This window comes from Bacillus sp. FSL R5-0443, from assembly GCF_038608285.1.
Classification (GTDB): domain Bacteria; phylum Bacillota; class Bacilli; order Bacillales; family Bacillaceae; genus Bacillus; species Bacillus velezensis.
In genome coordinates, this window is the sequence record NZ_CP152013.1 from 3,858,375 (window position 1) to 3,878,981 (window position 20,607).

Below are 20,607 nucleotides of genomic sequence, written 5' to 3' on the forward strand. Positions count from 1 at the left end.
GGGGTCCCCAAAAGTGGATAAAGTATCTGGAAAACAGCTCAGAATCACATTCAAAATCATCCGTGCCTGCATCTTTCTGACACTGATCGGCGGAATGCTGGCCGGCGTCTGCTTCACATCCGTTCTTCTTGCAGCGAAATGGCAGGGGGCCCCCTCCGTCCGGGTTCCTCAGTCTACGATTCTTTATGCAAATGACGGCTCAAAGCTAGGTGAGACCGATTTCGGGGAAAAGCGCTACTGGGTCCGGTTAAAAGATATCAATCCGATAGCAGTGCAGGCCGCCATAGCGGTGGAGGATCAAAACTTTTACAATCACCACGGTTTTGATTACCTGCGGATGGCCGCCGCCGCGCTGGCTGACATAAAGGCAATGGCCAAGGTTCAGGGCGCAAGCACCATCACCCAGCAATACGCGAGAAATCTCTACCTTGAGCATGATAAGACATGGAAACGAAAATGGAATGAAGCATTTTACACGATCCGCCTTGAACAGAACTATTCTAAAAACGAGATTTTAGAAGGTTATGTAAATACGATATATTACGGCCACGGCGCATATGGAATTGAAGCCGCCTCCCGCCTGTATTTCGGCAAACACGCCAAAGATCTGAACGATGCGGAAGCCGTGCTTTTGGCGGGCATACCGAAAGGCCCGTCCGGCTATTCGCCATATGTCAGCGAAAAGAAGGCCAAACAGCGCCAGGAAACCATTCTCCGACTGATGATCGGCCAAAAAATGATCTCAAAAGAAAAGGCGGAAAGGCTTAAGAAAACGCCGCTTGCCTATCAGCCGCTGAAAAACAGAACCGCGGCGAAAACGGCGCCTTATTTTTACGATGATGCGATGAAAGAACTCGAGAAAAAGCTCGGCATGACGCGCGAACAGCTGGCAACGAGCGGATTGCGTGTTTATACGACGCTTGATAAGCGCATGCAGCGGATTGCGGAAAACACTGTGGCACATACGATCCGTACCGGCTCTGACATTCAGGTCGGCTTTTCCGCGATTGATCCGGCAACAGGGCGCGTGCTTGCGCTTCTCGGCGGACGTGACTACGAAAAAAGCCCGTTTGACCGGGCGACACAGGCGAAACGGCAGCCGGCTTCCACGATCAAGCCGCTTTTGTACTACAAAGCGATTCAAAGCGGCTTTACACCGGTCACGCTGATGAAAAGCGAAGCCACAGAGTTCCAGATTGACGACAACGGAGATACTTATTCTCCAAGCAATTACAACGGCTACTACGCCAATAAACCGATTACGCTGCTTCAGGCGCTTGCGTTATCAGACAACATTTATGCCGTGAAGACCCATCTCTTTCTCGGCATGAATAAGCTCGTGTCGGCGGCAAAGGAATTCGGCATCAGCGAACATTTAAAGCCTCTTCCGTCTCTGGCGCTCGGAACTGAACCCGTGCGCCCGATTGAGATGGTTAATGCCTACGCGATGCTCGCAAACGGGGGAAAACAAATCACCCCTTCCTTTATCACAAAAGTGACGGATACCGCCGGCAACGTCTTGTATGAACAGCCGCGCGGACATCAGCAGACGCTTGATAAAAAAGCCGCTTTTGTGACGGCGAGCATGATGACGGGCATGTTTGATCAGGATTTAAACGGCTATACTTCCGTCACTGGACGCACCATTTCTGACCGGCTGACCCGAACCTATAGCGGTAAATCAGGCACGACGAGCGCAGACAGCTGGATGATCGGCTTTAATCCCGCTCTTGCCGCCGGTGTATGGACAGGCTATGACAAAAGCAGCACGATTGATTCAGTAGAGGAAAAAAGCTATGCGAAGACGATTTGGGCGGACTTTATGGAGAAGGCGCTCGAAGGAGAACCGGAAATAGCGCTTAAACCGCCGAAGGGCGTCACGGGCGTCTATATCGATCCCGCTTCCGGCTACACTTCGGGACCCGGCTGCGCCGCAAAGCATTATACGTATTTCATCGCAGGCACTGAGCCCGCGGATGTGTGCTACGGACCGGAACCTTCTAAAAAAGAAAAGGAACACGCCCCCGCCCGCAAAGAAGCTCCGCGCAAAAAATGGTGGGATAAGTGGCTCGGCAAAAAAGACTGAGCCCGGTGCATTGCGCGCCGGGCTTTAATCCGCGTCTTCCTCAAGCACCCACGGGAGCAAGAGTGAAAAGTCGAGATGGATAATAGGGTCAGGAAAACCCTTCGGTATAAAAAATGTTGTACTCGGCAATGAAAACGAAAAGCGGATATCTCCCGCCCTCTCGATATGAAAATTCGGCCAGCCTTCCCTAAGCCTGCCGACAATCGGATAGCTGCCCGCATAATGATGCAGGCCGTTTTCCTTTCCATGCTCCCCCAAATCGTGACAGACAGCCGGACGAATCCCAAACTGCGTAAACAATCTTGTTTTCTCGGCGGGAAGGAGATTCACCGCCTCGGAAAAGTTCCGGCAGCTCCCGCAATCGCAGGGATCAGGCCATGATTTTTCATATTGTTTTCTCGTTTCCTCCGCATCTGCTTCAATGACCGATGGCCCGATTTCAAAGACGGTGAACATGATGAAACCTCCGCGTAAACATGAAAAACCCCGAGTCTTGGTTCGGCTCGGGGCTTTCCATGTCCTGATTCTGTATCAACAGTTTACTCAGTACAATTGCAAAATAGTGCAAATATTTATAAAGTTCACAAAAAGTTCACAAATTATTTTTCTTCCGGAAGCAGTCCTGTTTTCAATTCATCGGATGAACGTTCCCAGAGCCCTTGGTCATGCTTCTGCAGAAATTCAGCAAGCACCTGCTTTGAGCTGGCGTCCATTTTGTCCACGATAATGCAGCGCTTCATTGATTTATCCATTAAATTCACATGCTCCGGCAATGACTTATAGCCTCTGCGGATACTTCTGTCCACGGTCATTTCACAAGCCGTCACACCCGCGTAATAAGGGCCTTCTTCTTTTCTGTCGATGGTGACCCACACGAGCCAGTACGGTTTTCCGTTCGGCACTTCATCTTTGTTCGGCAGGAATTTGATGCCTTTTTCAACGACACTGCGGGCATGCATGGCGCCGATGTCAACGAAGGCTTCCTTCTCTTCCACATCGACAAATACCGGAGAAATATTGTCAAGGCTCAGCGCCCCGGCGCCAAAACCGCCATGTCCGTCGGTCGGATCACTTTTAATAATATTAAATCCGATTGTTTTCTTCTTTTTTTCTTCCATGAAAATACCCTCCTACAAAAGCGGTTGAAATATAATGGCAAATACCTTGAGAATCCAGTCTCTCCCCTCGCTTAACAGCGGCCACACGACATAGGAGCCGACCGGTGTCACAAACAGCACGAGAAACACGATAATCCCGTAGCTCTCAAACTGAGTCATTTTGGCGCGCACCCGCGGCGGCACGAGATCCTCAATAATCCGGTAGCCGTCAAGCGGAGGAAGCGGCAGCAGGTTGAATAAACACAGCGCGAGATTCAGCTGAATCCAAATAGAGAAAAAGCGGTCAAGCCCCATGCTGAATGCAGAAAGCAGCTCCATTCCGTAAGCATGCATCAACACTAGCAAAAAGAAACCGATAAAGGCAAGAAGCAGGTTGCTTACAGGCCCGGCGACGGAAACCAGCACTCCCGCCAGCCGCGGTCTTTTAAAGGCGCGGCGGTTCACCGGCACCGGACGGGCCCAGCCGAAACCCGCGACCAAAATTAGAATCGTTCCGAAAACATCAAGATGTTTAATCGGATTGAGCGTTAATCTGCCCTGCCTCGCCGCGGTATCGTCTCCGAACCGATACGCGACATACGCGTGCGCCAGTTCATGCATCGTAAATGCCACAATCAGCGTAATCACGACATAGGGCATAAGCTCCAGCGGATAATATAAAAATCTGTCCAAATGTAAAAATCCCCTTTTTTAAAAAATGCAAGATTGTCCTTCATTCAGTATACTATAAGTGACCTCTCTTCCAAAGTGAGGAAACGATAAAGGAGGATCAGCACCATGCCGCTCGTAACCGTTAAAATGCTTGAAGGCCGCACAGATGAACAAAAACGGAATCTGGTTGAAAAAGTGACAGAAGCCGTAAAAGAAACGACAGGCGCAGCCGAAGAAAAGATCATTGTCATGATTGAAGAAATGAGAAAGGATCATTACGCCGTCGCCGGCAAACGGATCAGCGATACGGAGTAATCCTTGATAATGGCCGGCGCTGCTATGTCAGGCCGGCTTATTTCATTACTTTTTCAACGAGGCTGAAAAAGGTATTCTTTTCTTCTTCTGTCAATGCTTCGAACAGCTCGTCAATGAGCATCTGCCGGTTTTCAATCATTTGCACGGCCGCCATTTTTCCCGATTCGGAAAGCGTCATCCATACCGTGCGTCGGTCTTCGTTATTTCTCGACCTTTCCACGAAACCCTCTTTTTCTAAATGATTCAGAGCGGTTGTCGTGGCCGAAGGCGATAATGTGACTTCCTGCAATATATCTTTAATCGTGCACGTGCCGTGCCGGTAAATAATCCTGAGAATAAATCCTCTGATATTGTTTATACTCTTCGGAATTGTCGCCTCATCAAGCTTTTTCGTGCTCTTTAAATATTTCGTGAGCGCGTAATCCAGTACATTTGCTTGTAATATATCGTGCTTCATGCAGAAACTCCCCATTTCAAGATGCATCCATCATCATTGTTTGTTTTTTATTACATTTTACTGATACCTTACGGAGAAAGTCAAAATTCCGGCCGGAAAGCCCACAACTTTTATCCTGCCCTATACAGACTATTATCTCCTGCTTTTTTACCCATCCCTTTTATGCAATGCTGGTTTTATAGACATGATTCAGGTAAAATCATTAAGGGTGACTGCGTTTGACGGAAAGGATAATCTGATCGGATGCGGCAGACAATATGACTGGAAAAGAAACGGAACAGACGGGGAAACAGAACACAGGATTGTCGATTACACAGAAGATGTGACACGGGTAAAAGCCAAAGAGGCCCTCTTGGCTTTTACTTTTGGATGGAGGGATGCGTGTTGCGGAATATCCTACAAAAAAAAGACATCACCCAGCTGCTTGAACAAAGCAGAAACAGGCAGACTGCCAAAACGATGGGTGGATTTGATTTAACATTACTGGGCATCGGCGCCGTCATCGGGACGGGCGTCATGGTTCTTACAGGCATTACGGCCGCGAAAAATGCCGGGCCTTCCGTAATCTTTTCTTTTATCATTGCAGCCGTTGTCTGCAGCCTTGCAGCATTATGTTACGCCGAAATCGCTTCTGTTCTCCCGGTTTACGGAAGTGCCTATATTTACTCTTACACTACCATGGGAGAAATTGTCGGCCATTTAATGGGCTGGACGCTCTTATCCGTTTATATGGTGACGGCGTCGGCGGTGGCAAGCGGCTGGTCAAGTTATTTTAATAATCTGTTAGCCGAAATCGGCATGCCTTTGCCGGACAGTCTGCTGCACGTGCCGAGCCAGGGGGGCATCGTCAACCTTCCTGCCATCATCATTACTCTATTAATTGCCGTCGTTCTGTCACGCGGCTCTAAAGAGAGCAAAACCTTTAATAATATAATGGTTCTCGTAAAAATCGGAATTGTTTTGCTGTTTATCATCACAGGAAGCTTTTTTGTAAAGCCGGGCAATTGGCATCCTTTTATGCCTTTTGGAATCAAAGGCGTCATTACGGGGGCTTCTGCCGTCTTTTTTGCGTTTCTCGGATTTGACGCGATTTCCGCTTCGGCTGAAGAAGTCAAAAAACCGCAGCGCAACCTGCCGATCGGTATTATCGGTTCACTGGTGATCTGTACATTGGTATACGTCATCGTCTGTCTCGTCATGACGGGGATGGTTCCGTATTCACAGCTTAATGTGCCGGAAGCCATGTCTTATGTGCTGCAGTCTGTCGGACAAAACGCGGTGGCGGGCGTTATCGCTGCCGGTGCGGTGATCGGACTGATGGCCGTCGTTCTCGCCCATACCTATGCGGCGACCCGTATATCTTTTGCGATGGCACGAGACGGAATGCTGCCGAAAGTCTTTACCATTGTCGGAAAGAAATCGGGAGCGCCGATCTTTAATACGTGGCTGATCGGACTGATCAGCGCATGCATCGCGGGTTTTGTTGATCTGAAAGAGCTGTCAGATCTCTCAAACATCGGCGCGCTATTGACATTTGCCATGGTCAGTCTGTCCGTGCTGATTCTGCGCCGCACCCATAAGGATCTGCCACGGGGATTTAAAGTGCCTTTTGTACCCGTTCTGCCGATTTTGGCCATTATCTGCTGTTTGTTTTTAATGGTCAATCTGCCGCTGAAAACGTGGCTTTATTTTGCCGTCTGGCTGATCATCGGCGTGATCGTTTACTTTTTATATTCGTACAAGCACAGCAAATTGAGACAATAAACAAAACCAGGCCCGCTTTATCGCGGCCTGGTTTTTTCATCAAAAAAGACGAAAGCCATCGCCTTTAACAAATGTGTTTCAGCTCTTCTATGTAGTGAAGCGCCTCATCATATTCTTCATCCGTATATTTCTGTTTGCTTTTTATCGTAAACACTTTCTCTTTCTTTTCCTCAGCTTCAAGGCCGTCAAAATACAAAATCGTAGACACCAGCTCCAAAAACCGGGATGAGCGGCTGTTGACGCTGTCGATGTACTTCTTCATATCCGGCATCGTAAGCTCCGCATGATGTAAAAACTCGGCTCCCGTCTCCGTCAGCGAGTACCGGTATTGAAAGTAGCCGCCCTTTTTTTCCTTCACCTCATCCAGAAACCCAAGATTGCACAGCTCTTCAATTCGAAGCGTCAGTTCTTCGGAATACGGGCCGTAAAAATGAAAATCATATTTTTCGTAGAAAGGATACTGCATTTTCTTCGCGATATAAATGATTTTCTGCAGCTTTTTCCGCCCGATGATTTCTCCAGAATCCGAGAACACCTTCATCAGTTTTGCATGTTCTTTCAACAAATTCCCGACATCTCCTTTTCCTTCTTTACCAAAATCCTTCTATGTCAGTCCCAGCAGCTGCCGGATTTTTAATTTTGCTTCAGGGTTTTCTGAATCGTCACAAATGAGGTCCATCGGATAGTAGAGCTTATGGTCCGTCCGGCGTTTGCCCGAAATGGATTCGACAATGGCGGACTGCCTGGACAGCTCTTTGATCTGGCCCTTCTGCGTTAACAGGTGAATCGGCAGACGCTCCTCCTCTTCACCCGGCCGGTAAAAATCATACGGCAGATCCGATGAAGAATCGACCACTAAATAGTAATTGGGATCAATTCCCGCCTCTTTAAACAGAGCGGTCAGTTCAAAATAAGCCGACATTTCCTCATTGGGGTTAAATTCGGCATATTGAAACAGCTGGCGGTTAATGAAGCGGCGGCACAAGTCGGACAGAATCGGGTCCTCTTCTTCTTCCCAAGCCTGGAAATAATATAAAATGATGGCTTCATCAAGCTTCAGATAATCCGCAAGCGTCAGCTTCCCTTCAAAAATGGAATAAAAATGAACGGGAGCATGAGTGAATATATACCCTTCTTCATGGAGCTGCTTCGCACGGTGGAGAATTTTCGTCAAAATGACTTCAGCGCTTCTCGTCACGGGATGAAAATACACCTGCCAGTACATTTGATAGCGGCTCATAATATAGTCTTCGACGGCGTGCATGCCGCTTTGCTTAATGACGATTTGGTCCTCTCGCGGACGCATCACCCTTAAAATCCGTTCCATATCAAAATGTCCGTAGCTGACGCCCGTATAGTATGCGTCCCGCTGAAGGTAATCCATCCTGTCGGCGTCAATCTGGCTCGAAATCAAGCTGACCACCTGTTTGTTTTTGTATGTTTTGGCAATGACTTCGGCAACATCCTGCGGAAATCCCGGTCCCGCCTTTCTGAGAACCTGATTCACCTCGGTGTCGCCGAGAATGATTTCCCTCGTATAGTCTTCATGATCCAGATGAAAAACCTTTTCAAAGGAATGCGAAAACGGCCCATGTCCCAAATCGTGCAAAAGCGCGGCGCTGAGACAGAGTTCGCGTTCATTGTCATCCCATTCAGGACGCCCTTTAAAAACATCATCAACCATTCGTCTGACAATCTCATAGACGCCGAGAGAATGGTTAAAACGGCTGTGTTCCGCGCCGTGAAACGTCAAATACGTCGTACCGAGCTGTTTGATCCGGCGCAGCCGCTGAAATTCACGGGTGCCGATCAAATCCCAGATCAGCTTGTCCCGCACATGAACATAGCGGTGAACGGGATCTTTAAACACTTTTTCTTCTGATAATTTTCCGTTTGGATACGCCATCGTCATTCCCTCTTTTTTTTAGCCGTGATTCTATTATATCGGCTCTGTAATTTGAAAACATCCTTGAATTTGTCCGGCGTTTTGTTCCAGTTTTCCGTCATTGATTTTTTGAAGCAAAAAAGCCTGACCCATCGGGCGAGGCTGTCGTAAAATACACATTTACTTTTTGATCTTCTTTTTCACTTTCTCAATCAGCTCATCCTCAGTCGGCGCCGACAGCGGGCGGTTGTTTACGAAAGCAAACGATTTTTTGCGTCCGGGCCCGCAATATGACTGACATCCGACCTCCACTTTTGCATCCGGGTCAGCTTCTTTCAAACGCGGCAGCAAAGTCTTAATATTGGTGGCCTGGCAATCATCACACACTCGGAATTCATTAGCCATGATGTACGCTTCCCTTCATTCAATGTTCCTCTATGTTAAATCTTAATTTTAAAAACGAAAAAAATCACATCACATCTCATTGTACAAGGATTCATCTTATCCTGCAAGGCTCTGCGTATCTCTCATTCTTTCAGCCAATTTGTATAAATATTTTCCAATCTGGACATTCTAATACCATCAAAGATATTGGGGGTTGAGAACATTGACAAAACAAAGACAGGACGCCTGGTCGGAGGAAAACGACCTGCTGCTTGCGGAAACCGTGCTCCGGCACGTCCGGGAAGGAAGCACGCAGCTGAACGCCTTTGAAGAGGTAGGCGATAAATTAAACAGAACGTCGGCAGCGTGCGGTTTCAGATGGAATGCCGTCGTGCGCCATCAATACGAAAAAGCGCTTCAGCTTGCCAAAAAACAGCGGAAACAGCGGATGCGCGCGCTCGGAAACGGCCAGCCGGCCAAGAAGAAACTATTATATCAGCCGCCTGCACCGGATGCGGACATCATGCAGGAAACCGCAGCCGAAGAGACGGTTCAAACGGAAGCGCCAAAAGAGGATCGGCAAGCCGTCATGTCCGGCGAACATATGCCTTATGTCGATGAAAGCTTCAAGGAAGAGTTAGCTAGTTTATCACATTTGCTGGCGCCTCAGCAGCCGAGCCAAAAGGCGGAGCTCACAATGGCAGACGTCATTCAATTTCTGCAGAGCTATGAAGGCAGCGGAAAGCAAACTTCCGCCCTGCAAATGGAAAATGACCGTTTAAAACGGGAAAACCAAGAACTTCAGTCTAAAACCGAGCAGCTGGAAGCGGCCGTCGAAAAGCTTGAAAAAGATCAAAAAACCATTCAGGAAGACTACGAAACCTTGGTAAAAATTATGAACAGAGCCAGAAAACTAGTTTTATTTGAAGACGACGAACATGCCTCTCCGTCCTTTAAAATGGACCGGAACGGCAATTTAGAAAAAATGGCCGAATAACGGAAAAACCCCTTTCCTTGTCATGGAAAAAGGGGTTTTTGCCATTTGTCAATGACGAACATCCTGATCTATATTAATGTAAACATTGTTCAGGAGGCCTTCTTCCCGCAAGGGCTGCGCATCTCGGTCCCCGCCCGCACATAAGCATAAAGATTCAATTCCTCATCCCAAATGGTTCTTGGGAATTATTGATCGATTAGCTACTGTGCAATACACTGTATAGAGAATACAATTATTAGATATGATGGGAATGATAGTAAATGAGTAGCCAATTACGAAAAGGAGCGTTGGAACTTTGTGTGTTGTCCCTGCTTCTTTATGAAGATTTATATGGTTATGAATTAATCAAGATCATAAGTGAAACGTTCCCTGTATCGGAGGGTACCATCTACCCCATATTACGAAGACTCACAAAAAATAACTACCTAAAAACGTATACAGCAGCTTCCGATCAAGGCCCGTCACGCAAATATTACAAAGTAACAGAAGAAGGCGCCTTATATCATCACACATTAAAATCGGAATGGCTTGACCTGTCCGAAAAAGTGAACAGCATCATTAAGGAGGGAAAATGAATGTGTAAAGACCAATATTTAAAACATCTCCGGCGGGAAATAAAAGATCTGCCGGAACTTGAGCAAAAAGAGATACTCGCCGATATCGGCGAAATATTCCAAATGGGCGGCGCTGAAGGAAAAAGCGATGAACAAATCGCCGGCAATTTAGGAAACCCCAAAACACTTGCGCGCGCCTTAAAAGCGGATATTTTCATCAGTGATGCCGAGGAGCAGAAAACATGGCGCTCCTTTTTCAAAGCATTCGGCCTGATGCTGGGTATGGGCATGTTCAACTTCATGTTTATGCTGACACCGTTTCTTTTTGCCTCTGTTGCGGTGTTAAGTTTGATGGCAATCGGCCTGATGCTGATGACCGGATCATTCTTTCTCCTTGTAAAAGCGCCGCTTGTAACAGCCATTTTTAACGGATGTATGGTTCTTGGAGCGGGTATGGCGGTGTTTATGGCCGGATTTGATCTTTCGAAACTGATATTCCGCATCTTTTTGCGCTATTTCAAATGGAATGTCAGCGTTGTAAGGAGGGAAACCATTGAATCGAAAAATGTGGTATAGCATTGCTCTCATTTTAATCGCTGCCGGCCTGATCGGAAGCATGTTCTTCGGTTTTGACGGCTTTTACCCTAAATCATAAGGAAGGTGTGCAAATATCATGACTGAACCAGCCCTGATATTAAAAGATGTCTCTAAAACAATCAATCATACCCCTATTGTACAGTCAATTTCTTTCGATGTGAGAAAAGGCGAGATCTTCGGCCTTTTAGGGCCGAACGGCTCAGGAAAAACCACTATTTTCAGAATGATCGTACAGCTTATTAAAAAAACAGAAGGAGCCATTTCATTCAGAGGCAGACCGGACAGCGACTTTGAATATTTTATGAGACATATCGGGGTTATCATTGAAGGCCCGGATATGTATCCGAATATGACCGCTTTGCAAAACCTAAAATATTTTACTAAACTGCGCAGCACCTCGCTGCGAACGGATGACCTTATGAATACCCTTGCAAAAGTCGGACTAGAGCAGGCTGCCCGCAAAAAAGTGAAACATTTCTCATTAGGTATGAAACAGCGCTTGGGGCTCGCTTATTCTCTTCTTCACAATCCCGGATTATTAATTCTTGATGAACCGATGAACGGCCTCGATCCTAAAGGAATGAAAGAATTGCGCACCATTCTTTCCGATTTAGCGAAGCAAGGGGTTTCCATTTTATTATCAAGCCATTTATTGTCGGAAATGGAGGAGATTTGCGATAGGGTTGCCTATATTAAAAAGGGACGGATTTTAGGAATTGAAGACATGAAGAACAGACATGACCTTGGTCAGAAAAAACTGTTTACCGTCACGGTCGATCATCCGGCAAGGGCGAAAGAAATATTAGAGCAGGACGGTATTCTTCAAGTACAGCAAAAAGACAGCCGCATCATTGAATTGGAAGCGGAAGAAGATACCATCCCGTATGTCATTAAATCTTTGGCAGAGAAAGAGATTCTGATTTCCCGCGTTTCTGCAAGAACTTTATCATTGGAAGAGAAATACATGATGATTACAGATCAGGAGGACGCGGTATGAGCATATTTCATCTGGCGCAGAACGAATTCATAAAAATAACCCGAAAAAAAGGCACACTTTTATCTCTTTTTTTCCTGTTTCTCATCGTTTTGCTGGCCGGCCTTATTATGAATCATGAGTTAGATGCTTCCTCGGATAACAATTGGAAAGAACGGCTTCTCGCCGAAAAAAAACAGGAAGAAATTGATAAACCGGCTGAAACGACAGGCGTTTATTATTCTGCTGATGTTAAAAATAAAGACTATTATTTGGAGCATAACATCAACCCTTATGAATGGAACGGCTGGAGGTTTTTCGGCACGGTTACTTCAAACGGGCTTGAGATTTTCGTCAGCTTAACCGCGATTTTAACCGTCAGCGGGGTTGTTTCTAAAGAGTTTGCCCTTGGGACGATTAAGTTTATCGCTACAAGCCCGAACCGAAGATGGCGGATTTTAACATCGAAATTTCTGGCCTCCCTTCTGTTTACCGGTATGATTTACTTATTTTACTGTGTGAGCTGTTTGCTGATCGGCGGCGTGTTATTCGGTTTTTCCAATGCTTCATATCCGCTCGTCTATACTCATTTAAATGACAGTCTGTATACCATCAGTTCAATCAAAGCATCCGGAATCATTCTGCTTTTTCGTTTCATATCAATTATAAGCATTGTCACCATTGCGTTCACTTTGTCAGTATTGTGCAAAAGCCAGGCGCTCTCCCTTTGCTTATCCATTTTACTGCTGTTTGCCGGCAGTATATTGGGCGGAACTGATTTGCTTGCCCAATTTACGTGGTATAAATTTACGCTCTTTCCGCATTTAAATCTCGTTGCTTATGTAAATAAAAGTGCGGGTGATGCGATTTCAACGTTAAACATCCCCTATTCCGTGACGGTTATAGCGATCTACTTTCTTATTTGTTTATTGATTTCTTTTTCCGTCTTTCAAAAGAGAGACATTACAGCATAGACAGAGAGGCGGCGGCATAATGAGCGGACGGCAGGAAATACTGCCGGTCCAGCAATTTGCCGCTGACCGCCCCTTGGTCCATCGCTAATGGATTCAAATAACCGAAGCTCCCGCTGCTTCGCTGCTGAAAGTGTAGAAATTCCCGCCCTTCCCGTATAAAAAGCGCCTCATCGAATTGGAGAAATTTCATAATGGCAGTGTATTTTGCAACGGCGTCAATGTGATACTTTCTGCACTCGGCTAACATTAAACCTGAAAAAGCAAAGTCTGATGTTTTGTACCATTCCGTGAGAAAAGGCTGCAATTCATTCATTTGCAAATAAGTGACGGCATAAAGGGCATCCGCCTGTTCTTCCTGCATGCCGCCCGGTGCCATGAGCAAATCGGCCTCACGTTTCATCCCGGTTTCTAAGAACACGATCAGTTCTTCCGGAGTCACCGCCCCAAAATAAGCCCCTAACACCATGAGGATCATAGAGGAGGGCTCTGATTTCAGTTCCTCTTGTAAACCGCGGGCCATTTGTTCAAGTCCGTTATGAAAAAAGATGCTTTTTGCGGCATCCATCCTGCGGTACACATGATACGCATACGCGAACAGGATCGGATGGCATTCGTGTGTTTTTTCTCCGAAATAACGGTCTAGGAATAGAATAACTTCTTCTGTATCCTTCCTGCTTTCAACATGATGACATGCCGCTAAACCGCAAAACAGGTGCATGAGATCATCTGCTTCCATTTCTTCCGGCTGCAGCTGAATGTTCTTCCAAAAACCCAGCAGCCATTCTTCTGTTTTTTTTATATTAAAATGTTCCTTGACTATCTGCATGTTCCACACTCCAGATTCAGAATCTCAATCGCCGGCAGAAGAGCCGGCGCACAATGAATGGATGGATTCTCGTTATTTATTTGATGAAGAGCCGCTTGACAGCCATAAAAAAATGGATCGATACACGATTGGATAAATAACATATTGCACAGCTGTTTCATTTTTCGGCTGCCGAGACAAAACACAAGCCATTTTTGAATGGACACTTTCAAGCCGGGATGAAGCAGATGCTCTCCCTCATTCAAATGAAGAAGACAGTACTCGACAAACTCCAGCTCGTTTTCAGCTGTTCTTTTCCATGCGTCATGGAGCAAAGGCTGAAACATCGAATTCTTGTAAAAGCGCACTTTTTCATGGTCAGTTGACATTCCCAGCTCGCTCAGCAAACCGACGAATTCGGCGTATTTAAAATAAGGCCATTCTTTTTTTATAAGATAGCCGTTTTGCAATCCGTGACGTATGACCTGATCATCCGAATCCATTCCCTGCTTCTTTTTATAAGCTTTTGCCGTTAAATAGATATGAATCAACTCATTGACAATGGCCGTGTTACAGTGAAACAGATCTTCCCAGCATGACTTATCAACGAAAGCGGAGGCAATCCTTTCAGTATGTTCTTTTACAGCGGAAGAATGGCTCGTCTTCCTGTAGTACTTGCAGAAGCCGGCAAACAGCTGAATGCTCTTTTGATCCGGAAGCGATTGTTCAGCAAAAGATAATAAAAATTGGTCTGTCTCTTCAGCTAATCTATTCAAGTTAATCGTTCCTTTCTGCTCTAAGACAGGCATGCGCGGCACCAGCGGCGACAAGTGTTGTATGATAGCAATGTTTGAACACATCTTCTCTTCGCTGTTCACCTGTCAAACCGGGTTTATGTTGATAGGTGATGCTCGGGACATTCCCCTCTTTCATTCGGCCCTGATAGATTTTATTCCAGGCTGCTTCATAGAGCGGTTTATGGTTGTCCTTATCCATGTTGATATGTAAAAAAGAGCTGCACATCAATAATTCACTGGTAATATCTAAATTCTCAAGACAGATATAGATCCCGAGAAATTTCAGGACCTTTTCTTTTAACGACGGCAGATGATACTCTTTATCCGTAAGCGAAGAACATCCCATGTCTGTTATATAAAAAATCGTATGAGTGATGCTGTACGCATCATGATCCGTCATATATGTATTTGGGATATCCTGACCAGCTGCTGTGTAGTGATATAAGTCAGAAAAATCCGTTATTTCCGAGGTTACGCCTGCTCTTTGCAGACTGTACTTCAGATCCATTTTCCGAAAGGGAACTTTAGCAAGGCTGCAATCAAAACGCGCTGCCGTGAATTTTTCCAGCTCCCATATCACCGAAGCCCGTGACGGATGATCAGTCAAGGTAAGAAATTCACCCGCAATAGCCAATCCGGCGAGACCGTCCGGATCAAAATGAATAAATTCTTCAAGCTGATCATTACGGAGCCTTTCTGTAATAAACTCCGTTAAAACAGCAACTTCCTTATCATCTGCCTGATTTCTGATCAGGTAATTGGTAAGAAAAATGAGTTCTATAAATGTTTTAAGGCGCCACCTGAAATCATTTGCTACTTTATGATTCATATCGAAATAATGGATATTTTTAACAATCCATGACAGTGCTCCCCGCTTAATTTCTGTTATATACTCTTGTGTCAAACTCTCACCGCCTCGTCTCAGATGTGTAGGCTCCAAACAGTGATTATCCTACTTTTGAGCGGCTAAATCAGAGAAATTCAAATTCGGGTTTTGATTGTCTTCTTGGCTCGGCACTACAAGCACCCAGCCGCTCCAAGCGAAAGAATTGCCTGATTGTTCCGCATCTCCGGCTAACAAATGTGTCGGGATCGTGATTCTTTTTTCTTCTTTTATTTTTTTAAAGTTCATATCTCCATCTCCTTTAGTTTATAGAATTATTTGGAACCTACATAAATATATTAATCAAATAAGGTATATAATGTAAACTAGTTTTGATATAACGATTCTTTTTCACTATAACTAAATAGTATATAATTACCAAAAAAAAAAAAAGCCCGGACTTAGTCCAAGCTTTCCTGCGTGCCGAACACCTTCTCATTCCGTTCCAGCATTCGGGTCAGATTTTTTTCAAATACCATTTCCTCTTCCGGCGATAATCCGGCTGCATACAGGCGTCCGCTGAGTTCCTTCAGTTCAGTCAAAAGCGCCAGCATTAAGTCTTGCACGGTAATGTCCGTTCGCAGCAATTCGCTTAATGAAGCCATCGTTTCGGGCCGGATATCGGGATATACGCCTTTTGTATCGTTGCTTTTGTCTTTTAAAGCGGCTTGATAGAAACGTCTGATCAGATCGGCGCGTTCGCTTCCGCTTTTATCGGCGCAGAGGTAAATCTGAACCGCGGTTCCGCCCCGCAGGCGTCTTTGTGAAATTCCCGCGAATTTTCGGCCGCCGATGCTGAGATCATAGCTGCCCGGACAGTACGATCCTTTAATTTCATATGCTTCAATTTCGGCATGGTGCGGACGCAGCATCCGCCGCACCAGCTCTGTCATCGCCTCGTAGCCTCTGTCGATGTCGATGCCTTTTTTCTCGTCTTCAAAAATAAGCGAGATATTCAATACGCCTTCGTCCAGTACGACGGCGAGGCCTCCGGAATTGCGGACAATGACACGGTAGCCTTCGTCCTCCAGCAATTTCACGCCGTCCTCTAAAAACGGCAGGCGCGTGTCCTGAATGCCGAGCACGATCGTCCGGTGGTGCACCCAAGAGCGTGCTGTCGCAGGCGATTCCCCTTTGCCTACGGAGGCGCACAGCGTATCATCCATTGCGAATGACTGCTTCGCATCAAAATAAGGGCCGAGGCTGGATTGGTCAATGATTCTCCAGCTCGGCTGCATCAGTAAATCAATCGGTTGCTTTCCCATCTATATTAAATCCCTTTCGTCATAGGCTTTCCATGCATTTATTATATCACTCCGCTTGTGATGATTGAAATTGGCTTTTCAAAAGAGCGATGAAGATTTCTTTGTTTTTTGTGTTCTCCATAATGGAAGATTGGATGATAGACAGTTTCCGTTTTAAGGAGAATCCTTTTATCTCAAGCACGGAAATGCTGCCGTGAAGCAGATCCTTTTGCAGCACGCTTTTTGACAGAACGGAAAGACCCATTCCGCTGATCACGGCTTCTTTGACGCCCTGGTTGCTGCTGATCGTCATCATGGATTTCGGCCGCAGTCCGTTTGATTGAAGAACGTGGTCTAAATATTCCCTCGTTCCCGAACCCTTCTCCCTCGTCACCCATGCTTGATTTTGCAATTCGGCAGCCGGGATGTTTTTTCTGCCGGCGAGCGGGTGTCCGTTCGGTGCGGCAATGCACAATTCATCCTCCATAAACGGCTGAATGTCCAGCTCGTTTTTCCCCGTATGCCCTTCAATTAATCCGATATCGGCTTGAAGCATCCGAACCGCTTCGCTGACCTCCTCCGTGTTTCCGATCATGACGTCCAGGTTCAGCTCGGGATACTCGTTATGAAGCTTTGCGAGAAGCGGCGGCAGAATATATTCGCCGATGGTAAAGCTCGCGGCGATTTTGAGCTTCCCTTTGACATAATGATGATGGGCGTAAATTTCGGATTTCGCCTGTTCGTACAAAAAGACCATCTGCTTGGCGCGCTGATAGAGAATGTCCCCCGTCGGCGTAGTCGTAAAGTGCTTCGGAGAGCGGTTCAGCAAAGCGGTTTGAAATTCTTTCTCCAGGTTTTTAATGTGAAGACTGACGCTCGGCTGAGAAATCATCAGCTTCTGCGCCGCCTTTGTAAAGTTTTTTTCTTCCACGACGGCAATGAATGTTTTCAGTTCCCCATAATACAAAAAGCATCGCCCCTAATTATTATTTTTCCTAATCGTTTAGATCATATAAATATATTTTACTAATGATTAAGACCGCAGTAAAGTGGACTTATCAAGATAATGGGAAGTGACTGAGATGAAGATGGTAAAAGGTGTTTCAGTTACCGCAGGAATTGCGTTTGCGGCTTTCTATGTCAGCCGCCTGCCGTTTTTTCATATGTTCGGAATGCTTGTCCTTGCAATGCTGATCGGCATGCTCTGGCGCGCCGTATTCGGACAGCGGGCGGCATTAGAGCCGGGGATCGCGTTCTCAGGCAAATACTTGCTGAAAGCAGGCATCATCCTGCTTGGCATGAGACTGAATCTGGCGGATATCTATCATGCGGGCTGGCACGTATTTGCAATTGCCGTCTGCTGTATGATGTTTGCGGGTGCCGTTGTATACGGACTGTCCCGGCTGTTCCGTATAGATCAGACACTCAGCACGCTGACAGCCTGCGGCACAGCGATCTGCGGGGCGGCTGCCATTGCCGCGATCGCGCCGCAGATCAGATCAAATGAAAATGCAGCCGCCATCAGCGCGGCCGCCGTTTCGTTATTAGGAACCGTTTTTACTGTTGTATATTCTCTTGCTTATCATGGATTGGGCTTTTCTCCTGCGGCTTACGGAGCCTTTTGCGGGGCAACGCTTCACGAGGTGGCGCATGCGGCGGCGGCCGGCAGCGCCGGAGGAAAAGCAGCCGTCGAGATGGCGGTGATCGTCAAACTGACCCGGGTCGCGCTGCTCGTCCCGGCCGCATTCATGCTCGGAATGCGGGCTCGCCGCAGCGGAAAGTCAAAGACGGCTTCTGCCGCTTCGCTCCCCATCCCTTGGTTTATCTTCGGATTTCTCGGAATGAGCGCCATCCATACATCAGGCGTTATTTCAGCCTCGTTTTCCGCGTTTCTTGTTCAAGTGTCTTATGTTTTAATCGGCATGGCGATGGCGGGTCTCGGTTTGAAAGTCCATATATCGGCGTTTCGTCATAACGGCTGGCGGGCGCTCGCAGCAGGCTTGATCGGTTCTCTCTGTTTGTCCCTGTTCGGCTGGGCCGCAGTGACGTTTTTTCTATAAAAAAAAGCCGGCCCTCGTAAAGGCCGGCTTTTGCGGATTACAGCGCTTGAGCAGCCGTAATTAACGCAAGATTGTAGACGTCTTCCGCATTACATCCTCTGGAAAGATCGTTTACAGGCATATTTAATCCTTGCAGAATCGGTCCGACCGCTTCAAAGCCGCCTAAGCGCTGAGCGATTTTGTAACCGATGTTTCCTGCTTCAAGGCTTGGGAATACAAATACATTCGCGTCTCCTTTAATGTCGGAGTCCGGCGCTTTTTTCTCCGCGACAGACGGCACAAATGCAGCGTCGAATTGGAATTCGCCGTCAAGCGTAAGCTCAGGCGCTTTTTCCTTCGCAATTTTCACGGCTTCAGCCACTTTGTCCGTCTCGTCTGATTTCGCCGATCCTTTTGTAGAGAAGCTGAGCATGGCAACGCGCGGGTCAATGTCAAACATTTGAGCCGTATTGGCGCTTTCAATGGCGATTTCGGCAAGGTCCTGGCTGTCAGGAGCAATGTTGATCGCGCAATCAGCGAACACATACTGCTCGTCACCGCGGGCCATGATGAAGACGCCTGATGTTTTTTTCACGCCTTCTTTTGTTTTGATGATTTGCAGTGCAGGGCGCACCGTATCAGCAGTAGAATGTGCAGCTCCGCTGACAAGTCCGTCTGCGAGACCTTTGTACACAAGCATCGTGCCGAAATAGTTTTCGTCCAGCAAAGCTTTGCGGGCCTGTTCTTCCGTCGCTTTGCCTTTGCGGCGTTCTACGAAAGCCTGAACGAGTTCTTCCATGCCTTCATATGTATGCGGGTCAAAAATGTCCACGCCGTCAAGCGTAAGATTTAATTCTTTCGCTTTTGCTTGAATGTCTTCTTTATTGCCGACTACGATCGGCTTTAATACCTTGTTGCCCGCCAAGTTGTTGACCGCAACCAGGATACGTTCGTCCAACCCTTCAGGAAATACGATTTTCACATCTTTTCCTGCGACTTTTTCTTGTACTTTTGTAAATAAATCTGCCACGATATACCCTCCTCTATGTTGACAAAAAACGCTTACTTTTACAGCATACTCTTCTTCCAGCTAAATTCAAATAACCAACTTCTATTATAGCGCTTTCAAAAAGAAATCTTATTTTTCTAACTAATTTAATTGACCGTTTGTTCACGGCATAGTTTCTGACACAAGGCTTCGGATTATTCAAGGTTTCTCCACAGCCGAAACGGTTAAACTGTGATATAGTGAAGGCATCAATGTAATGAAAAGATATAGGAGTGAAGATACATGAGTGAGCAGCAAAAAACGAACGAAGCCGCCCAAACGCTTGACGGCTGGTACGCGCTTCACGATTTCCGCACAATGGACTGGGCGTCATGGAAGATGTTATCCAGCGATGAGCGCCTGTCGATTATTCACGAATTTACGGGACTGCTTGAAAAATGGGGCGTCGCCCAAAAAGAAGGCAAAGGCTCGCAAACCATCTACAGCATCGTCGGACAGAAAGCTGATTTTATGCTGATGATTCTTCGCCCGACAATGGAAGAGCTGAACGAAATCGAGCTTGAATTTAACAAATCAAAGCTTGCTGAATTCACAATCCCGGCTTATTCTTACGTGTCCGTGGTTGAACTGAGCAACTACCTCGCAAGCGGAGAAGGCGATCCGTATGAAAATCCGCATGTCCGCGCCCGCCTGTATCCTGAGCTGCCCGAAGCGAAATACGTCTGCTTCTATCCGATGGATAAAAGAAGAAGCGGCAATGACAACTGGTACATGCTTTCTATGGATGAACGCAGAAACCTGATGAGAAGCCACGGCTTGATCGGACGGAGCTATGCCGGCAAAGTCAAACAGATTATCACGGGATCTGTCGGTTTTGACGATTACGAATGGGGCGTCACGCTCTTCAGCGATGATGTGCTTCAGTTCAAAAAACTTGTTTACGAAATGCGCTTTGATGAAGTCAGCGCGCGCTACGGCGAATTTGGTTCATTTTTTGTCGGAAACCGCTTGTCTCTCGACACGCTTCCGAAGTTTTTGCACGTGTAACACCCACCCGCCTGTCCGGCGGGTTTTT

The 20,607-nt window shown here is 46.6% G+C and carries 24 protein-coding genes; 10 read left to right on the forward strand and 14 right to left on the reverse strand.

Annotated features, from left to right (window positions below):
• Positions 1 to 13 precede the first annotated feature (13 nt).
• Positions 14 to 2,086, forward strand: a complete 2,073-nt coding sequence (locus NYE28_RS19475; protein WP_326145182.1) for a transglycosylase domain-containing protein — start codon at positions 14 to 16, stop codon at positions 2,084 to 2,086.
• Positions 2,087 to 2,110: 24 nt separating this feature from the next.
• Here the strand turns inward: NYE28_RS19475 and NYE28_RS19480 are convergent, their stop codons facing one another.
• The 3 genes from NYE28_RS19480 to NYE28_RS19490 all read right to left on the reverse strand — a co-directional run bounded on the left by NYE28_RS19480 (position 2,111) and on the right by NYE28_RS19490 (position 3,876).
• Positions 2,111 to 2,542, reverse strand: coding sequence for a hypothetical protein (locus tag NYE28_RS19480; RefSeq protein ID WP_342490223.1), 432 nt, complete (start codon positions 2,540 to 2,542; stop codon positions 2,111 to 2,113).
• A gap of 143 nt (positions 2,543 to 2,685) precedes the next feature.
• Positions 2,686 to 3,204, reverse strand: a complete 519-nt coding sequence (locus tag NYE28_RS19485; protein ID WP_007407649.1) for a YwhD family protein — start codon at positions 3,202 to 3,204, stop codon at positions 2,686 to 2,688.
• Between the two features lie 12 nt (positions 3,205 to 3,216).
• Positions 3,217 to 3,876: a site-2 protease family protein gene (locus NYE28_RS19490; RefSeq protein ID WP_003151043.1), complete on the reverse strand. Its 660-nt coding sequence runs from the start codon at positions 3,874 to 3,876 to the stop codon at positions 3,217 to 3,219.
• A gap of 105 nt (positions 3,877 to 3,981) precedes the next feature.
• Here NYE28_RS19490 and NYE28_RS19495 point away from each other — a divergent pair, with 105 nt between their 5' ends.
• The gene (locus tag NYE28_RS19495; RefSeq protein WP_003151042.1) at positions 3,982 to 4,170 is read left to right on the forward strand and encodes a 2-hydroxymuconate tautomerase; all 189 of its coding nucleotides are present in this window, start codon (positions 3,982 to 3,984) and stop codon (positions 4,168 to 4,170) included.
• Positions 4,171 to 4,207: 37 nt separating this feature from the next.
• Here NYE28_RS19495 and NYE28_RS19500 read toward each other — a convergent pair whose 3' ends face one another.
• Entirely contained in the window at positions 4,208 to 4,627 is a 420-nt protein-coding gene (locus tag NYE28_RS19500; protein ID WP_337681138.1) for a MarR family transcriptional regulator, read from the reverse strand.
• Positions 4,628 to 5,011: 384 nt separating this feature from the next.
• Between NYE28_RS19500 and NYE28_RS19505 the strand changes: the two genes are divergently transcribed.
• Positions 5,012 to 6,391 carry an amino acid permease gene (locus NYE28_RS19505; RefSeq protein ID WP_032865071.1) on the forward strand — a complete coding sequence of 460 codons (1,380 nt, stop codon included), beginning with the start codon at positions 5,012 to 5,014 and terminating at the stop codon, positions 6,389 to 6,391.
• 64 nt (positions 6,392 to 6,455) lie between these two features.
• Here NYE28_RS19505 and NYE28_RS19510 read toward each other — a convergent pair whose 3' ends face one another.
• From NYE28_RS19510 to NYE28_RS19520, 3 genes are all read right to left on the reverse strand, one after another.
• Entirely contained in the window at positions 6,456 to 6,956 is a 501-nt protein-coding gene (locus tag NYE28_RS19510; protein ID WP_007407653.1) for a YwgA family protein, read from the reverse strand.
• 39 nt (positions 6,957 to 6,995) lie between these two features.
• Complete coding sequence (locus tag NYE28_RS19515) at positions 6,996 to 8,297, reverse strand: HD domain-containing protein (protein ID WP_007407654.1); 1,302 nt, start codon at positions 8,295 to 8,297, stop codon at positions 6,996 to 6,998.
• A gap of 159 nt (positions 8,298 to 8,456) precedes the next feature.
• On the reverse strand, positions 8,457 to 8,681 hold the full coding sequence (locus NYE28_RS19520; protein ID WP_003151034.1) for a DUF1450 domain-containing protein: 225 nt from the start codon (positions 8,679 to 8,681) through the stop codon (positions 8,457 to 8,459).
• Positions 8,682 to 8,883: 202 nt separating this feature from the next.
• Here NYE28_RS19520 and NYE28_RS19525 point away from each other — a divergent pair, with 202 nt between their 5' ends.
• From NYE28_RS19525 to NYE28_RS19545, 5 genes are all read left to right on the forward strand, one after another.
• Positions 8,884 to 9,657 carry an RsfA family transcriptional regulator gene (locus NYE28_RS19525; RefSeq protein ID WP_012118695.1) on the forward strand — a complete coding sequence of 258 codons (774 nt, stop codon included), beginning with the start codon at positions 8,884 to 8,886 and terminating at the stop codon, positions 9,655 to 9,657.
• 260 nt (positions 9,658 to 9,917) lie between these two features.
• The gene (locus NYE28_RS19530) at positions 9,918 to 10,232 is read left to right on the forward strand and encodes a PadR family transcriptional regulator (RefSeq protein ID WP_015418447.1); all 315 of its coding nucleotides are present in this window, start codon (positions 9,918 to 9,920) and stop codon (positions 10,230 to 10,232) included.
• The gene (locus NYE28_RS19535) at positions 10,233 to 10,787 is read left to right on the forward strand and encodes a DUF1700 domain-containing protein (protein WP_053573954.1); all 555 of its coding nucleotides are present in this window, start codon (positions 10,233 to 10,235) and stop codon (positions 10,785 to 10,787) included.
• A gap of 97 nt (positions 10,788 to 10,884) precedes the next feature.
• Positions 10,885 to 11,805, forward strand: a complete 921-nt coding sequence (locus NYE28_RS19540) for an ATP-binding cassette domain-containing protein (protein WP_020957981.1) — start codon at positions 10,885 to 10,887, stop codon at positions 11,803 to 11,805.
• Positions 11,802 to 12,755 (forward strand): ABC transporter permease, encoded by a 954-nt coding sequence (locus NYE28_RS19545; protein WP_216061949.1) that lies wholly within the window; start codon positions 11,802 to 11,804, stop codon positions 12,753 to 12,755. Before NYE28_RS19540 ends, NYE28_RS19545 begins: the two co-directional genes overlap by 4 nt.
• On the opposite strand, the gene NYE28_RS19550 is transcribed toward NYE28_RS19545, so the two are convergent.
• From NYE28_RS19550 to NYE28_RS19575, 6 genes are all read right to left on the reverse strand, one after another.
• The gene (locus tag NYE28_RS19550) at positions 12,745 to 13,581 is read right to left on the reverse strand and encodes a hypothetical protein (protein WP_342490224.1); all 837 of its coding nucleotides are present in this window, start codon (positions 13,579 to 13,581) and stop codon (positions 12,745 to 12,747) included. The genes NYE28_RS19545 and NYE28_RS19550 overlap by 11 nt on opposite strands.
• Positions 13,572 to 14,369 carry a hypothetical protein gene (locus tag NYE28_RS19555; RefSeq protein ID WP_025285431.1) on the reverse strand — a complete coding sequence of 266 codons (798 nt, stop codon included), beginning with the start codon at positions 14,367 to 14,369 and terminating at the stop codon, positions 13,572 to 13,574. Before NYE28_RS19555 ends, NYE28_RS19550 begins: the two co-directional genes overlap by 10 nt.
• Positions 14,338 to 15,261, reverse strand: coding sequence for a hypothetical protein (locus NYE28_RS19560; RefSeq protein WP_085341587.1), 924 nt, complete (start codon positions 15,259 to 15,261; stop codon positions 14,338 to 14,340). The genes NYE28_RS19555 and NYE28_RS19560 overlap by 32 nt, the downstream gene beginning before the upstream one ends.
• Before the next feature lie 48 nt (positions 15,262 to 15,309).
• Positions 15,310 to 15,489, reverse strand: coding sequence for a hypothetical protein (locus NYE28_RS19565; RefSeq protein ID WP_003151018.1), 180 nt, complete (start codon positions 15,487 to 15,489; stop codon positions 15,310 to 15,312).
• 152 nt (positions 15,490 to 15,641) lie between these two features.
• Positions 15,642 to 16,505: a biotin/lipoate A/B protein ligase family protein gene (locus tag NYE28_RS19570; protein WP_012118702.1), complete on the reverse strand. Its 864-nt coding sequence runs from the start codon at positions 16,503 to 16,505 to the stop codon at positions 15,642 to 15,644.
• 46 nt (positions 16,506 to 16,551) lie between these two features.
• Complete coding sequence (locus tag NYE28_RS19575) at positions 16,552 to 17,451, reverse strand: LysR family transcriptional regulator (protein ID WP_007407666.1); 900 nt, start codon at positions 17,449 to 17,451, stop codon at positions 16,552 to 16,554.
• Between the two features lie 115 nt (positions 17,452 to 17,566).
• Between NYE28_RS19575 and NYE28_RS19580 the strand changes: the two genes are divergently transcribed.
• The gene (locus NYE28_RS19580) at positions 17,567 to 18,544 is read left to right on the forward strand and encodes a putative sulfate exporter family transporter (protein ID WP_253612741.1); all 978 of its coding nucleotides are present in this window, start codon (positions 17,567 to 17,569) and stop codon (positions 18,542 to 18,544) included.
• A 37-nt stretch (positions 18,545 to 18,581) separates the two neighbouring features.
• Here NYE28_RS19580 and pta read toward each other — a convergent pair whose 3' ends face one another.
• Positions 18,582 to 19,553: a phosphate acetyltransferase gene (gene pta, locus NYE28_RS19585; protein ID WP_003151012.1), complete on the reverse strand. Its 972-nt coding sequence runs from the start codon at positions 19,551 to 19,553 to the stop codon at positions 18,582 to 18,584.
• Between the two features lie 261 nt (positions 19,554 to 19,814).
• On the opposite strand from pta, the gene hemQ reads away from it, so the two are divergent.
• The gene (gene hemQ / locus NYE28_RS19590) at positions 19,815 to 20,579 is read left to right on the forward strand and encodes a hydrogen peroxide-dependent heme synthase (RefSeq protein ID WP_052827970.1); all 765 of its coding nucleotides are present in this window, start codon (positions 19,815 to 19,817) and stop codon (positions 20,577 to 20,579) included.
• Positions 20,580 to 20,607 lie beyond the last annotated feature (28 nt).

Coding starts and splice junctions, on each gene's coding strand:
- NYE28_RS19480 (WP_342490223.1), bottom strand. CDS start 2,542: ATGTTCACCGTCTTTGAAATCGGGCCATCGGTCATTGAAGCAGATGCG.
- NYE28_RS19485 (WP_007407649.1), bottom strand. CDS start 3,204: ATGGAAGAAAAAAAGAAGAAAACAATCGGATTTAATATTATTAAAAGT.
- NYE28_RS19495 (WP_003151042.1), top strand. CDS start 3,982: ATGCCGCTCGTAACCGTTAAAATGCTTGAAGGCCGCACAGATGAACAA.
- NYE28_RS19500 (WP_337681138.1), bottom strand. CDS start 4,627: ATGAAGCACGATATATTACAAGCAAATGTACTGGATTACGCGCTCACG.
- NYE28_RS19515 (WP_007407654.1), bottom strand. CDS start 8,297: ATGGCGTATCCAAACGGAAAATTATCAGAAGAAAAAGTGTTTAAAGAT.
- NYE28_RS19520 (WP_003151034.1), bottom strand. CDS start 8,681: ATGGCTAATGAATTCCGAGTGTGTGATGATTGCCAGGCCACCAATATT.
- NYE28_RS19530 (WP_015418447.1), top strand. CDS start 9,918: ATGAGTAGCCAATTACGAAAAGGAGCGTTGGAACTTTGTGTGTTGTCC.
- NYE28_RS19535 (WP_053573954.1), top strand. CDS start 10,233: ATGTGTAAAGACCAATATTTAAAACATCTCCGGCGGGAAATAAAAGAT.
- NYE28_RS19540 (WP_020957981.1), top strand. CDS start 10,885: ATGACTGAACCAGCCCTGATATTAAAAGATGTCTCTAAAACAATCAAT.
- NYE28_RS19545 (WP_216061949.1), top strand. CDS start 11,802: ATGAGCATATTTCATCTGGCGCAGAACGAATTCATAAAAATAACCCGA.
- NYE28_RS19550 (WP_342490224.1), bottom strand. CDS start 13,581: ATGCAGATAGTCAAGGAACATTTTAATATAAAAAAAACAGAAGAATGG.
- NYE28_RS19555 (WP_025285431.1), bottom strand. CDS start 14,369: ATGCCTGTCTTAGAGCAGAAAGGAACGATTAACTTGAATAGATTAGCT.
- NYE28_RS19565 (WP_003151018.1), bottom strand. CDS start 15,489: ATGAACTTTAAAAAAATAAAAGAAGAAAAAAGAATCACGATCCCGACA.
- NYE28_RS19570 (WP_012118702.1), bottom strand. CDS start 16,505: ATGGGAAAGCAACCGATTGATTTACTGATGCAGCCGAGCTGGAGAATC.
- NYE28_RS19580 (WP_253612741.1), top strand. CDS start 17,567: ATGAAGATGGTAAAAGGTGTTTCAGTTACCGCAGGAATTGCGTTTGCG.
- hemQ (WP_052827970.1), top strand. CDS start 19,815: ATGAGTGAGCAGCAAAAAACGAACGAAGCCGCCCAAACGCTTGACGGC.